This window comes from Duganella sp. Dugasp56 (assembly GCF_047304105.1).
GTDB lineage: Bacteria > Pseudomonadota > Gammaproteobacteria > Burkholderiales > Burkholderiaceae_D > Rugamonas > Rugamonas hordei.
The window spans coordinates 92,061-105,209 of sequence record NZ_JBGLYQ010000002.1 but is presented as its reverse complement, the minus strand read 5'-3'; the positions used below and the strand labels follow the sequence as shown (position 1 = coordinate 105,209).

Here is a 13,149-nt window from a genome sequence, read left to right as displayed (position 1 = left end):
GTCCTATATTGTGTGGCTGGGCTGTGCACTACGATGGCTGCTCCTGTGTAGCAAGCAGGCGACGCGATCAAAGGAGACCCATCATGGCGACGAATCAAGACAAGGATCAAAGTAAGGATCAAGGCAACAAGCAGGGCGGCAAATCCGGCAGCCAGCAAAGCGATACCAGCAAGCGCGGCTTCGCTTCCATGGATCCGGAACAGCAACGCGAGATAGCGGCTGAAGGCGGCCGCGCGGCGCATGAAAAAGGTACGGCGCACGAATTCACTTCGGAAGAGGCGCGCCGTGCCGGCAGCATGAGCCACAAGAACGATACGCGCAGCAGCCAGAGCAGCTCGCCCGGCAGCGCATCGCGCAGCGGTGGAAAAGCCGGCAGCGAGGAGGAAGACGAGGACCGCGGCAAGGGTAGCCGTGGCGGCTCATCGGGCGGCTCGGGCTCCAAGTCCTGACGCTTGATCCTCCGAGTGTTCAACGCTGAAAAACCTGCAGGCAAGCGCCTGCAGGTTTTTTTTACAGGCAGATGGTATGCCGGCCCACTTCCTGCGCAGGCTGGCCGGTGACGGCGGCCTTGGCGATATGGAGCAGCTGCTTCATCTTGCTGGAGCCTGCGTCCCAGTATTCGGCCGACTGTATCTTCAGGCGTATCAGCGCCAGATGCGGATCGTCCAGCCCGCCGGGGAACCAGCCGCGTGCCATAGGATTCCATAATTCCCGCGCCTTGGCGCGGTCCTTCAGCAGATAAGCCTGGCCATACACCGACAAATAGGTATGGTGCCCGGGGTCGGAGAAACTCACGTTGACGTTGGGATGCTGCTGCAAATCGTTGATGAAGCCCGCCTCGTCCGAGGTGATGAACCACATATTGCCTTCGTTGTCGATTTGCTGGGTGGTCAGCGGACGGCTGCTGAGCACATTGCTATCGTCGGTCGTGGTGAACATGCCGAAGCGCACACTCTTGATCTTGGCGGCAAGGGTGTTGATTTGTTCCTGGGTATAGAGCGGCATGATGCGCCTCCATGATAATAGTGGATGGATCTGGCTAACCTTAGCCTGTGCCGCCGCACGCTTCTGTACGGAACTGCACGTAGCTTTACATTCTTAATACATGAAGGTGATTGACTTCCCAAATGATAATAATTATCATTTGTGTTTGTTCGTAAAAGGAAACTGTGTGAGCGCACAAAATGCCAGCCGCGCTGTCTGGCTGAAGAACCTGCACCAATGGCACTGGATCAGCTCGGCAATGTGTTTGCTGGGCATGTTCCTGTTCAGCATTACCGGCATCACCCTGAACCATTCGTCGCAGATCGAGGCCAAGCCGGTCGTGGTGCGCAAGCAGGCGCAATTGCCGGCGCCGCTGACGGCGCAGCTGCGCGTGTATGCCCAGGCGCACGATGGCGCCAAGGATCCGTTGCCGGCCGCCGTCGAGCAATGGCTGAACGACACCTGGAAGGTGCAGGCCGGCGGCCGCCCCGCCGAATGGGCGGCCGATGAAGTCTACCTGCCGCTGCCCAAGGCCGGCGGCGACGCCTGGGTGCGCATCGCGCTGGAAGACGGCGCCACCGAATTCGAAAACACCGACCGCGGCTGGATCTCGTGGCTCAACGACGTGCACAAGGGGCGCAACACGGGCGCGGCCTGGAACTGGTTCATCGATATCTTTGCCGTGGCCTGCCTGGTGTTTTGCATCACCGGCCTGCTGATCCTCAAGTTCCATGCGGCGAACCGGCCGTTCACCTGGCCGATGGTGGGCCTGGGCATCCTGATTCCGTTTGTTATTGCGCTGCTGTTCATTCACTAAGTTTATACATTCTTTTTCGACAGGACCTACATGAAATTACGCTATTCCATCGCACTGAGCCTGCCCCTGGCCAGCGCATCGGCCATGGCCGCCGATCTGGCGCTGAAACTTGACGTGCCGCAGCTGAACGTGGCGGAATATCATCGTCCCTACATCGCCGCGTGGCTGGAAAACGCCGACCAGAAAGTGGTCGCCAACCTGGCCGTGCTGTACGACGTCAAGAAGAAGGACAACGCGGGCACCAAGTGGCTCAAGGATGTGCGCCAGTGGTGGCGCAAGAGCGGCCGCGATGTCGAGATGCCGATGGACGGCGTCAGCGGCGCGACCAAGGCGCCGGGCGAGCATACGCTGACCATGTCGAAAGCCGCGCTGGACAAGCTGCCGGCCGGCCAGTACACGCTGCTGGTGGAAGCGGCGCGCGAAGCCGGCGGCCGCGAAGTGGTCAAGGTGCCGCTGCAATGGCCGCCGAAGTCGGCGCAGAACCTCACCGGCCAGGGCAAGGAAGAACTGGGCGCCGTGGTGGTACAACTCAAACCTTAAGGCGCGCCATGTTCAAACTTAAACTGAATAAAACCCTGATCGCTTTGGCGCTGGCTGGTCTGTCGCTGAGCGCGCAGGCGCACAAGCCGTGGCTGCTGCCTTCGTCCACCAACGTCGAAGGCAAGGAAGCCTGGGTCACCGTCGATGCGGCCATCTCGGAAGGCTTGTTCGATATCGACCACCAGCCGCTGAAGCTGGACGGCATCGTCGTCACCGGCCCGGACGGCGGCAAGCTGGAGCTGCAGAACGTCAGCAACGGCAAGCTGCGCAACACCTTCGACCTGAAGCTGCCGGCGCCGGGGACCTACAAGATCGCGCTGGTGTCGCAAGGCGTGATGGGCAGCTACAAGAACAAGGAAGGCGAAATGAAGCGCTTCCGCGGCACCGAGGAATCGCTGGCCAGGGATGTGCCGTCCGACGCGACCGAGGTCAAGTTGTCGCGCATGCAGAGCCGCCTGGAGACTTTCGTTTCCACCGGCACGCCGGACATGGCGGTGTTCAAGCCGACCGGTGTCGGCCTGGAGCTGGTGCCGGTCACCCATCCGAACGACCTGCGCGCGGGCGAGAAAGCCACCTGGCGCTTCCTGCTGGACGGCAAGCCGGCGGCCAACCAGGCGTTCAGCCTGATTCCCGGCGGCGTGCGCTATCGCGGCACGCTGGGCGAAATCCGCAAGAGCACCGACGCCAAGGGCGAGATCACGTTTGATCTGCCGGCGGCGGGCATGTACCTGGTCAGCAGCGCGTGGCCGGCCGCCGCGCCGCAAACGCCGGGCCAGCCGCCGCAGATGGCGCCGCGCCGCGTCAGCTACGCGGCGACGGTGGAAATCCTGCCGCAATAAACAATAATGCGCCGGGTACTCCTGCCTCATATTATTTCCGAAGACCCGGCGCCGGCAGGCGGCGCGATCCGCGATTTTGCCGGCCGCAGCATGGGCACGAGCTGGTCGGTGCGGCTGGTGGCCGCGCCGGGCGACGCACTGGCCCATATCGCGCAAGGGCTGCAGCGGCAGCTCGATTGCGTCGTGGCGGAGATGAGCCACTGGGAAAGCGATTCCGACCTGGGCCGCTTCAACCGGTCCGCCGCCGGCAGCTGGCACGTGTTGCCGCCGGCGTTTTTCGATGTGCTGGCGTTTGCGATGGAGGTGGCGCGCGAGTCGGGCGGCGCCTGCGATCCTTGCGCCGGCGAACTGGTCAACCTGTGGGGCTTCGGCCCCCATGGGCGCTTCGACCAGCCCGGTTTTGTGCCGCCTTCGGGCGGGCGGATAGAAGCTGCGCTGGCCGCGCGGCCGGTGCTGCTTGAGCGCGAGGGAAGGCGAGCGTTGCAGCCGGGCGGCGTGCAGCTGGATCTGTCGGCAGTGGCCAAGGGTTACAGCGTGGACCGGCTGGCGTTTTATTTGAAGAGCCAGGGCATCCTGCATTTTCTGGTCGAGGTGGGCGGCGAGCTGCGCGGCGCCGGCGTCAAGCCCGATGGCCAGCCGTGGTGGGTGGCGCTGGAGCAGGTGCCGGGCATGGCGGCGGACGAACTGGTGCTGGCGCTGCACGGCCTGGCGGTGGCGACGTCGGGCGACTACCGGCGCTATTTCGAGCTCGATGGCCGGCGCTATTCGCACACCATCGACCCGCGCAACGGCATGCCCATCGCCAATGACCTTGCCTCGGTTACCGTTGTGCATCCACAATGCATGGCCGCCGACGCCTGGTCCACCGCGCTGACCGTGCTGGGCGCCGAACAAGGACTGCGGCTGGCCGAGCGCCTTGGTCTGGCGGCCCGCTTTGTCGCGCGCGGCGGCGCCGAACACCTGAGCACCCACTTACGAAACATGCTGGACGAATGATCTGGACCAACGACCCCACCCGATTGATGCTGGTAGCCAGCCTTGCGATGAGCTATGGGCTGGTTTGCCTGGCGCCTTACCTGCGCACGCGCCGCAAGCGCGAAGCGGCGCAGCGCGCCAAAGATGAAGCGGCCGCGTCACCAGGCTGGATCATCGCCTATGCCAGCCAGACCGGCAACGCCGAAGAACTGGCCGGACAGACTCTGGCCACGCTGCGCCTGGCCGGCATTCCCGCGCAACTGAGCGAGCTGTCCGAGCTGCATGCGGCCGACCTGCAGCGCGCCGAACGCATCCTGTTCCTCGTCAGCACCTACGGCGAAGGCGACGCGCCGGATGCCGCCGCGCATTTCGCCGGCCGCCTGATGACCGGAAACCTGCCGCTGCCGCAACTGCATTACGCCGTGCTGGCGCTGGGCGACAGCGCTTACGCCCAGTTCTGCGGTTTCGGTCGCGCGCTCGATCAGTGGCTGCAGGCGCAGGGGGCGCAAAGCTTGTTCCCGCGCATCGAAGTCAATCGCAGTTCGGCCGCCGCGATCGGTGCATGGCGTCAGCAGCTCAGCCATCTGGCCGGCACCAGCGACGCGCCGGACTGGAGCGCGCCGGCTTTCGACAACTGGCGATTGGCCGGGCGCGTGCTGCTCAATCCCGGCAGCGCCGGCGCGCCGGTCTACCATCTGGAACTGGAACCGCAGAGCGGGGAACTGGCCGACTGGCAGTCCGGCGACCTGGTGCAGATTGCCGCGCCGGCCGATGCTGAGCGTCCGCGCGAATATTCGATCGCCTCGATTCCGGCGGATGGCCGCGTGCACCTGCTGGTGCGCCTGCACAGCCATGAGGATGGCAGTCATGGTGTCGCCTCGGGCTGGCTGACGCGGCAGGCTGACATCGGCGCGACGATACAGCTGCGGCTGCGCCAGCATCGCCGCTTCCGCCTGGAAGACAACGCGGCGCGGCCTTTGATCCTGATCGGCAACGGCAGCGGCATCGCCGGACTGCGCGGCCATCTGAAGGCGCGCGCGCTGGCGGGGCAGGGCCGCAACTGGCTGCTGTTCGGCGAGCGCAACGAAGCCCACGACTACCACTACCGCGAGGAGCTGCAAGCATGGCGGCAGGCCGGCATGCTGGAACAACTGGACATGGTGTTCTCGCGCGACCAGGCCCAGCGCCGCTACGTGCAGGACAGCCTGGCCGAGCACGCCGGGGCGGTGCGCGGCTGGATCGACGATGGCGCCGCCATCTATGTGTGCGGCAGCCTGGAGGGCATGGCCGGCGGCGTCGACGAGGCGCTGGCCGCCATCCTGGGCCGCGAGCGGCTGGACCAGCTGGCCGCCGCCGGCCGCTACCGGCGCGACGTTTATTGACCGTTTATTGACGCGCGTTCCGCATCGTCGTCTTTACTCTGCGCCGGCTTGTTCGAGGCCGCGCGCCAGGCTGGAGATGCTGGGGTTGTCGATGAAGACGCAGCGCTTGCCGTTGCGCTTGCAGTAGTCCTTGACCCGCCAGTATGCGCTGTGGCTGATGCAGCCGGTCTGGCAGATCACCAGGTCGGCCGCCGCCAGGCTGGCGTCGAGGCGGTTGGCGTTGTCCTCCAGGCCGCCGTCGTGGTGCGAGAACTGCGCGCCTTCGCGTTCGATCAGTTCGCGGTAGGTGGCGACGTTGCCGCTGCGCCCGCCCACGCACAGCACCGAGCGGTCGCTCAGGCGCAGGGGCATTTTCATCACGTGCTCGACGACCTGGCGAGTCTCTTCTTGTATCGGCGCTGCCGGTTCGGCGGCACGCATCGCTTCCACTTTTAGCTCGACGATCTGGTTGCGCAGCGCGCGTTCGCGCTCCTCCATCTGCGCCAGCCTCTCGGCCAGCTTGGCGCGCGATTCGAGGCCGGGGATGGACTGGCGCAACTGCTCCAGCTCCGTCCGCAGCGAATCGATCATGCTGTCCTTGCCGACCGCCTGCGCACGCAGCTGCATCAATTGCACGGCGTGCCTTTCGGCGTCGGCGGTCTTTTCCGCCAACAACGCGGCGCCGCGCTGTTGCGCCTTGTTCAGGTCGTGCGCCAGGCGCGCGTTCTCGGCCAGCGTGGCGTTGAACTTGCCGATATCGGCACGCACGCAGGCGCCAGCCTGGTGCTGCACCATGTGCAGGTCGCGGCACATCTGCTCTTCCAGCTCGGCGCTGCAGCGCGGATGCGTGAGGCCGGCCCAGAACGCGCCGGCCACGTCGCCGTTGGCGACGGCGACGCGCCACATCGCGGCCACCTGTTCGGTGGTCTTGGCGGCACGGAAGCGCAGCAGCACGGCGGCATAGCGGCGCTCCAGCTCCTTCTGCAGCGCCTCGGACAAGCGGTTGCGGCTGCCGCACTCGGTGACGGCGCCCACGTGCACTTCATAATCGTCGGCCACCACCTTGCCGGACGTGACTTTGTCCACCAGCTTGCGCAGCACGCCCAGCGGAAAACCGACGCCGACCAGCGGGCAATGGCAGGCGTGACTCAGTTCCCACAGCCGGCGGCGGCGCGAGGCCTGCGTGTCGTCGTTGGGCTGGAACATGGCAGCCGGCGTATCGTGTTTGTCGCACATGGCCGGCTCCTATGCGGTGGCCGGCGCGGTGCGGGCGCGCGCCATGATGCGGCTGAGGAAATTGCTCTTCTCCTGCAACTGCATATTGCGCTCGACCACCTGTGCCCATTGCTCGGACAACTGCTGGCAGGTGGCTGTCAGCACCGGCGCCAGGTCGGGCAGGCCGGCCAGCGCTTTCAGGTGGCGCTCGATCACGGAGGCCAGCTTGACGCAGCCGCCGGCGTCGTCGCTGCCGGCGGTGTAGTGCGACATCAGATGCAGCACGGCGGACAGCATCAGTTCTGGATTATGCCCGCCCTGCGAGGGCGCGAGAAAAATCGGATTGCTACGGTCTATGGCCATCAAACGCTCCTTTGGTTCGAAAGGGGAGTCTGGCTGGCGGTACTGCTGGCTACTCAGGGGAGTGGGCGCGGCGGCGCCCGGGTACGCGATCAAACGCGCCTGGTCAGGCGGTCAAAATCAGCTTGTTGAGCTGGGTGATGCGCAGGCGGTAAATCCGCCCCGCATGTTCGATTTCGACCTCGCGCCCACCGTCCATCAGGCCGGCGCTGCTGATGCGCTTGACCGGCGCCATGGCGTGCGCGGTGGCGCTGGCGGCGGGACGGGCGGCGATTGCCGGTGGTGTGGCGGGCAGGGTGGTGGACATAGTCTTCCTTCCTTAAATAAGAATGATTCGCATTTGTATTCATTATTGAGGAAGGCGGAACGGAATGCAAGCCTTATTTGGCTATCGTGCGGGACTGCGCGGAGGCGGGACAAAAAAAGACCCAGCTGGGAGGCCGGGCCGAAGGCTGGGTAAATTTGTCGGACTGCGCTGTGGGCTGCGCGGCTACAGCGCTGCCAGCAACTGTCCCGGAGGTACCGCTTCGCTGCCCTTGGTCTTGGCGGCCGCCAGTTGCTTGGCGCGGGTACGGGACGGCGGCAGGCGGCGCAGAGTTTTCAGAGCCTCCGGATCCTTGATGCCGATGGTGCGTTGATCGACGCTGATCAGGCCGATCTCGTTGAAGGCCGACAGCGTGCGGCTCACCGTTTCCAGGGTCAGGCCCAGGTAGCTGCCGATTTCATGGCGCGTCATGCGCAGGTTGAACAGTTTGCTGGAATAGCCCATCTGGGCGAAACGCTCCGCCAGCGACACCAGGAAACGCGCCACGCGGGCCTCGGCGCTGAGCGCGCCCAGCATGCCGATCATCGCCTGTTCGCGCACCAGTTCGCGGCTCATAACGCCGTACATCATATTCTCCAGTTCAAGATGGACTCTTCCTAACGCTGTCAGTTTTTTGAACGGCAGCAGTATCAGGTCGCAATCGGACAATGCCACGGCCTCTGAGGAATAATGACGGGTGTGGATGCCGTCCACGCCTAGCATATCGCCCTTCATCGGAAAGCTGAGCACCTGCTCATTGCCGAACTCGTCGATCAGCACGGTTTTCAGAAAACCGGAGTTGACGATGTACAAGGTGTCGAAGGGTTGGCCGATGGTGTGGATGCGCTGGCCGGTCTTGAACTGAACGTGCTGGAACAGCAGTTCTTCCGTGGTGACCGAGCAGGCCGCCGGTATATGCAGCAGGTCGCAGACTTCCTTCAGGTTCGACCAGAGCCGCCCCTGACGCTGGCGGCCCGCTTCCATCGACGAGGACTGCATCGTCGTGGTGGTGGCTGGACGAATTTCAGACGTATGCGTAGACAGCATGTTGTTCTCCTGTGTACAGGTATTGCTTTTCGAATGGAAGGGAACTGGGGTGTGCCGCGTTGCTTTGTTTCCTGTTGGTTTGTCATGCGGCACCGTGCTGCGGATCTTGTAGCTGTGCAGCAAAATCGTATGGTTTCAGTATGCCAACGGAGGGGGGAGATAGATATCAGCAATGGCTGAATATGCGCGTAGGAGCTAGCGCAGGATTGTAGGAGTACTCCTACTGATCCGGTCGGAGGTCAGGTTTTGAACGGGGATAACAAGCGGTGCGCGACAGCATATTGCACCATTTCGGACAGGGAATTCATGCCCATTTTCTGCATAATCCGGGTTTTATGCGTGCTGACGGTTTTAACGCTCAGATGCAGGCTGTTGGCGATTTCAGTGATCGACTTTCCCGCGACCAATAAAGAAAACACTTCAAACTCGCGGTCCGACAGCTGTTTATGCAACAGGCTCTCGTTCGGCATCATGATGTTCAAGGCCAGCTGCTCGGCCACTTCGGTGCTGATGTAGGGCCGGCCGGAAGCGACCTTGCGGATCGCGCCGACCAGCTGGGTGCCGGCGCTTTCCTTGGTCAGATAGCCCTGGGCGCCGGCGCGGATGGCGCGCACCGCGTACTGTTCTTCCTCGTGCATGGTCAGGATCAGGATGGCGAGCTTGGGCGCCTCCGCCTTGATCTGGCGGATCAGGTCGACGCCGCTGCGGCCGGGCATCGACAAATCAAGCAGCAGCAGGTCGAACCCGCCCTGTCGCACGTGGCCCAGCACCTCGAAACCGTCGATGGCCTCCCCCACGATATCGATGTCCGGCGCGCCATCGAGTATGCGCTTGAGACCTTCGCGCATGATGGTGTGGTCGTCGGCGATGACAATTCGAATCATAAGGGCTGCTATAAAAAGTGATTAATGGTATTTATGGTTGTGCTTGAGCTAAGCTTATTATCTTACTATAAAAAGCATCTGATATGCGCTTTTTATTTGCCTGGCTCCTTGATGAGGCGGTGAACCAGCACAGGAATTTTGGCGTGCGACAATACCTTGTTGGTTACACTGCCCAGCAACAATTGGCCCCAGCCGCTGCGGCCGTGCGAGCCCATGAAGATCAGGTCGCAATGGTGTTTTTCCGCCACGTCGACGATCTTCAGCGCCGCGCTTTCGGCAAACACCGTCATTGCCTCGCAGGGAACGGCGCGGCGCGCGCAGGAATCGACCACGTCCTGCGTGTGCTCCTTGCCCGCTCGCAGCATCGAGGCCCGGTATTCCTCCTCGCTGGGGTAGCTGGGAGGAATGATTTCCACATAGATCGGGTACTGGTATTCCGGCGCTACAAACAGCACCAGCACCTCTGCCTTCATCTGCTCGGCAAAAGCGACCCCGGCACAGGCGGTTTTACTGGATACGGCCGAACCGTCGGTGGTGATCAAGATTTTCCGGTACATGGCGAACCTCCTTTTCAAACCAACGCGCTACTTTAATTGTAGTCGCGATTTACATTATTATTAGTCTGGAAATACTTGATGTTTATCAAATAAATCCGCTTTATCCCATGGTACTAGTGTCGGCTTTCATACTTTTTACCGCTTTTTTTTGCATAGGGGCACTACTTTTGTGTCTCAAGGCGTGTTTTGACGATGTATCCGATGTTAGTATCTCCAAATACAACGAAACTTGGCCAGCACCCGGAGCGCAGGGCAGGCTAGCCGACTCTGGGATTGAATAATCTGGCTGCGCCCTGCTACACTCGGGTACGTGCGTTATATTGCCAAGCTGCATCAATGGCATGCAAGTTTCGGGCAGCAATTTTACAAATTATGGAGAAGCAGGGATTATGACCAACGCCGCTGATGATTTCGACGCATTATTTGATGAAGTGTCTGCTCAGAGCAAGACCGCAGCGCCCGCTCCAGCGCCTGCCCCCGCACCAGCCGCCGCGGAAGACGACCTGGAAAGTCTGTTTGACGAAGTCTCTTCGGCCACACTGGCTCCCGCCCCCGTAGCCGCTCCGGCCCCGACCGCCGCCGCGGTTGCTCCCGCCGCTGGCGAAGCCGCGGCCGACGGCGAAGACAAGCCGATGTTCGAACGCCTTGGCGGCATCGTCCGCCTGCTGCACGATTCGCTGCGCGAACTGGGCTACGACAAGGCGCTGACCGAGGCGTCGTCGCAAATCAACGACGCCCAGGACCGCCTCGAGTACGTCGCCACGCTGACCGAGCAAGCCGCCAACAAGGTGCTCAACACCTTGGACGAGGGCATGCCTGAGCAGGACTCGCTGTCGAAAAAATCCAAGGACATGGAAAACCGCTGGGCCGACCTGTTCGCCGGCAAGCTGAGCCTGGAGCAGTTCAAGCAACTGGCGGGCGACTCGCAGGCGTTTGCGGTGGCCGTGTCGGCCGCCACCGAGGCCGAAAAAGCCCGTTTGCTGGAAATCATGATGGCCCAGGACTTCCAGGACATCACCGGCCAACTGATCAAGAAAGTCGTGAACATCACCAAGACGGTGGAGCACGAACTGGCAGAACTGCTGCGCGACAATGCGCCGCCGGCGGTACGCGAGAAAATCGCGCAAAAAGAAGTGTCTCTGATGTCCGGCCCATCGGCTCCGACCGTAGCGCTGAACCAGGACAATGTCGACGACCTGCTTGCTGATCTGGGATTCTAATGGACGATATGCTCAAGGATTTCGTCGTCGAGGCGATGGATCTTGCGGTCAACGTTGAAGAGCATCTGCTGCGGCTCGAACGCGACCCGGACAACAAAGAGACGCTGAACGCGGTGTTCCGCTCGTTCCACACCATCAAGGGCGGCGCCGGCTTCATGGGCCTGCCTGCGATGGTGGCGGCGTGCCACCTGACGGAAAACCTGTTCGACGCGCTGCGCACCGGTGCCGCGCCGGTGACGCCGATCGCGATCGAGGCGGCGCTGCAGGCGTCCGGCTTCGTGGCCGACCAGCTCGCCGAACTGAACAACGGCGCCGAGCCGGACAGCCTGCCGGCGATGCCGAAGGATCTGGAAATCATCCTGACCGACGCCATCGAAGGCAAGACCAGCTCCGCCGCGCCCAAGGCAGCCGCCCCGGCGCCCGCGCCTGCGGCCGCCGCGCCGGTCGCCGCCGCGGCAGCTCCGGCCGCCGCGCCGTCGGCCGATGGCCTGGACTGGGAAGGCATGTACGAAACCGTGATGCCGCCTGGCAGCTACACGCGTTCGGCGCCAGCGCCGGCCGCCGCAGCCGCGCCATCGGCGTCGGCGATCCCCGCCGCCGAGCTCGCCGCTGTCGTGGCCGCCGTGCAAGCCGGCGCGCCAACCACGGCCGCCGCTCCGGCCAAGGCCCGCGAGGCGCGCGAAGAGCGTCCGCAGGCCGCGCCGGTCAAGGAAGAGTCGATCCGCGTCGACGCCGTCAAGCTCGACGCGCTGCTGGAAGTGGCCGGCGAATCGGTGCAGGCCGCCAACCAGGCCGCCGTGCTGCTGGAACGCCTGCTGCAATTCAAATTCGAAGGCCAGGCCCAGACCTTGATGGCGACGCTGGCGGAAACGCTGGAACGCGCCTCGCGCTACTCCACCGAACTGCAGCGCGCCACCCTGGCGACCCGCATGCAGCCGGTCGGCCGCCTGTTCCAGAAGTTCCCGCGCCTGGTGCGCGAGCTGGCCAAAGACCTGGGCAAGGACGTCGAGCTGACCATCGAAGGCGCGGAGACCGAAGTCGACCGCGTGGTGGTGGACAGCCTGTACGATCCTCTGGTGCACATGCTGCGCAACTCGCTGGACCACGGCGTCGAATCGCCGGAGGACCGCCTAGCCGCAGGCAAACCGGCCAAGTCGTATATTTCGCTCAAAGCATGGCAGGAAGCAAATAGCGTTATGATTGTGCTGCAGGACGACGGCAAGGGCATGGATCCGGTGGTGCTGCGCACCAAGGCCCAGCAGAAGGGCCTGATCTCCGAATCCGCGCAGCTGACCAACGACGAATGCTTCCAGCTGGTATTCTTGCCGGGTTTCTCGACCAAGGAAGTGGCCTCCAGCGTGTCCGGCCGCGGCGTCGGCATGGACGTGGTGAAGACCGCCGTGGAGAAAAACCGCGGCGCCATCCATATCGAATCGTCGCTGGGCAAGGGCACCAAGTTCGCCATCCGCCTGCCGATCGAACTGTCGATCGTGCCGACCATGCTGGTATCGACCTCGGGCGCCGCGCTGGCGCTGCCGATGGCCGTGGTCCAGCGCGTGGTCGAGCTGCCGGAAGTGTTCATGGAAGTGGGCGGCGCGCCGGTGCTGAAAGACCAGGGCCGTCCGCTGCCGGTACGCTCGCTGGCCGATTCGCTGGGTTACGAGAGCTGCCGCGAGAAGGTGGGTATTGTTGTCGCTGCGCCACAGCCGTACATCCTGGCGGTGGAAGCGGTCGACGGTACCGCCGACCTGGTGATTAAACCGATGACGGCGATCGCCGTCGAGGGCATTACCGGCACCGCGCGCTCGGCCGAGGGCGAACTGGTGCTAGTGGTGGGCCTATCGTTCCTAATGGACGGATGTCGAGGTAGTGTACGCATGGCGGCTTAGTCTCGGGACTGAGTCAGAAAGACCAAAAGCCTGCGTCCACGCAGGCTTTTTTTTCGTTCGCGTTTTTATTTGCAATACCGAATTTTGTAAAAGGAGTCATAAAAAGTGTATCAACAGGCGGAACCGAGTCGGCTCACGAGGCCGGCCAGCGGCGGCT

Annotated in this window: 15 protein-coding genes; 8 read left to right on the top strand and 7 right to left on the bottom strand. The window is 63.2% G+C overall.

The window, feature by feature from the left end; genetic code table 11:
* The first annotated feature begins 83 nt into the window (after positions 1-83).
* Positions 84-449 carry a KGG domain-containing protein gene (locus ACCD07_RS01530; RefSeq protein ID WP_176654427.1) on the top strand — a complete coding sequence of 122 codons (366 nt, stop codon included), beginning with the start codon at positions 84-86 and terminating at the stop codon, positions 447-449.
* 61 nt (positions 450-510) lie between these two features.
* Here the strand turns inward: ACCD07_RS01530 and ACCD07_RS01525 are convergent, their stop codons facing one another.
* The gene (locus ACCD07_RS01525; RefSeq protein ID WP_176654428.1) at positions 511-1,005 is read right to left on the bottom strand and encodes a pyridoxamine 5'-phosphate oxidase family protein; all 495 of its coding nucleotides are present in this window, start codon (positions 1,003-1,005) and stop codon (positions 511-513) included.
* A gap of 166 nt (positions 1,006-1,171) precedes the next feature.
* Here ACCD07_RS01525 and ACCD07_RS01520 point away from each other — a divergent pair, with 166 nt between their 5' ends.
* From ACCD07_RS01520 to ACCD07_RS01500, 5 genes are read left to right on the top strand one after another with little or no spacing between them, the layout of a single operon-like run.
* Positions 1,172-1,801, top strand: coding sequence for a PepSY-associated TM helix domain-containing protein (locus ACCD07_RS01520; protein ID WP_413446288.1), 630 nt, complete (start codon positions 1,172-1,174; stop codon positions 1,799-1,801).
* A 30-nt stretch (positions 1,802-1,831) separates the two neighbouring features.
* Complete coding sequence (locus ACCD07_RS01515) at positions 1,832-2,341, top strand: DUF2271 domain-containing protein (RefSeq protein WP_353404084.1); 510 nt, start codon at positions 1,832-1,834, stop codon at positions 2,339-2,341.
* Between the two features lie 8 nt (positions 2,342-2,349).
* The gene (locus ACCD07_RS01510) at positions 2,350-3,180 is read left to right on the top strand and encodes a DUF4198 domain-containing protein (RefSeq protein ID WP_176654431.1); all 831 of its coding nucleotides are present in this window, start codon (positions 2,350-2,352) and stop codon (positions 3,178-3,180) included.
* A gap of 6 nt (positions 3,181-3,186) precedes the next feature.
* Positions 3,187-4,176: an FAD:protein FMN transferase gene (locus tag ACCD07_RS01505; protein WP_413446287.1), complete on the top strand. Its 990-nt coding sequence runs from the start codon at positions 3,187-3,189 to the stop codon at positions 4,174-4,176.
* Positions 4,173-5,537, top strand: a complete 1,365-nt coding sequence (locus ACCD07_RS01500; protein WP_413446286.1) for a sulfite reductase subunit alpha — start codon at positions 4,173-4,175, stop codon at positions 5,535-5,537. The genes ACCD07_RS01505 and ACCD07_RS01500 overlap by 4 nt, the downstream gene beginning before the upstream one ends.
* Positions 5,538-5,570: 33 nt before the next feature.
* Here the strand turns inward: ACCD07_RS01500 and ACCD07_RS01495 are convergent, their stop codons facing one another.
* The 6 genes from ACCD07_RS01495 to ACCD07_RS01470 form a co-directional block, all read right to left on the bottom strand.
* Positions 5,571-6,752 carry a DUF2325 domain-containing protein gene (locus ACCD07_RS01495; RefSeq protein WP_176654434.1) on the bottom strand — a complete coding sequence of 394 codons (1,182 nt, stop codon included), beginning with the start codon at positions 6,750-6,752 and terminating at the stop codon, positions 5,571-5,573.
* Positions 6,753-6,761: 9 nt separating this feature from the next.
* The gene (locus ACCD07_RS01490) at positions 6,762-7,094 is read right to left on the bottom strand and encodes a hypothetical protein (RefSeq protein WP_353404089.1); all 333 of its coding nucleotides are present in this window, start codon (positions 7,092-7,094) and stop codon (positions 6,762-6,764) included.
* A 103-nt stretch (positions 7,095-7,197) separates the two neighbouring features.
* Positions 7,198-7,398 (bottom strand): hemin uptake protein HemP, encoded by a 201-nt coding sequence (gene hemP, locus ACCD07_RS01485; protein WP_176654436.1) that lies wholly within the window; start codon positions 7,396-7,398, stop codon positions 7,198-7,200.
* A 183-nt stretch (positions 7,399-7,581) separates the two neighbouring features.
* Positions 7,582-8,379 (bottom strand): Crp/Fnr family transcriptional regulator, encoded by a 798-nt coding sequence (locus ACCD07_RS01480; RefSeq protein ID WP_176654503.1) that lies wholly within the window; start codon positions 8,377-8,379, stop codon positions 7,582-7,584.
* A gap of 302 nt (positions 8,380-8,681) precedes the next feature.
* The gene (locus tag ACCD07_RS01475; RefSeq protein ID WP_090314830.1) at positions 8,682-9,326 is read right to left on the bottom strand and encodes a response regulator transcription factor; all 645 of its coding nucleotides are present in this window, start codon (positions 9,324-9,326) and stop codon (positions 8,682-8,684) included.
* A 92-nt stretch (positions 9,327-9,418) separates the two neighbouring features.
* Positions 9,419-9,883, bottom strand: coding sequence for a universal stress protein (locus tag ACCD07_RS01470; protein ID WP_176654437.1), 465 nt, complete (start codon positions 9,881-9,883; stop codon positions 9,419-9,421).
* A gap of 389 nt (positions 9,884-10,272) precedes the next feature.
* Here ACCD07_RS01470 and ACCD07_RS01465 point away from each other — a divergent pair, with 389 nt between their 5' ends.
* Positions 10,273-11,103, top strand: coding sequence for a protein phosphatase CheZ (locus ACCD07_RS01465; RefSeq protein ID WP_176654438.1), 831 nt, complete (start codon positions 10,273-10,275; stop codon positions 11,101-11,103).
* On the top strand, positions 11,103-12,992 hold the full coding sequence (locus ACCD07_RS01460; RefSeq protein ID WP_413446285.1) for a chemotaxis protein CheA: 1,890 nt from the start codon (positions 11,103-11,105) through the stop codon (positions 12,990-12,992). Before ACCD07_RS01465 ends, ACCD07_RS01460 begins: the two co-directional genes overlap by 1 nt.
* Positions 12,993-13,149: the final 157 nt, after the last annotated feature.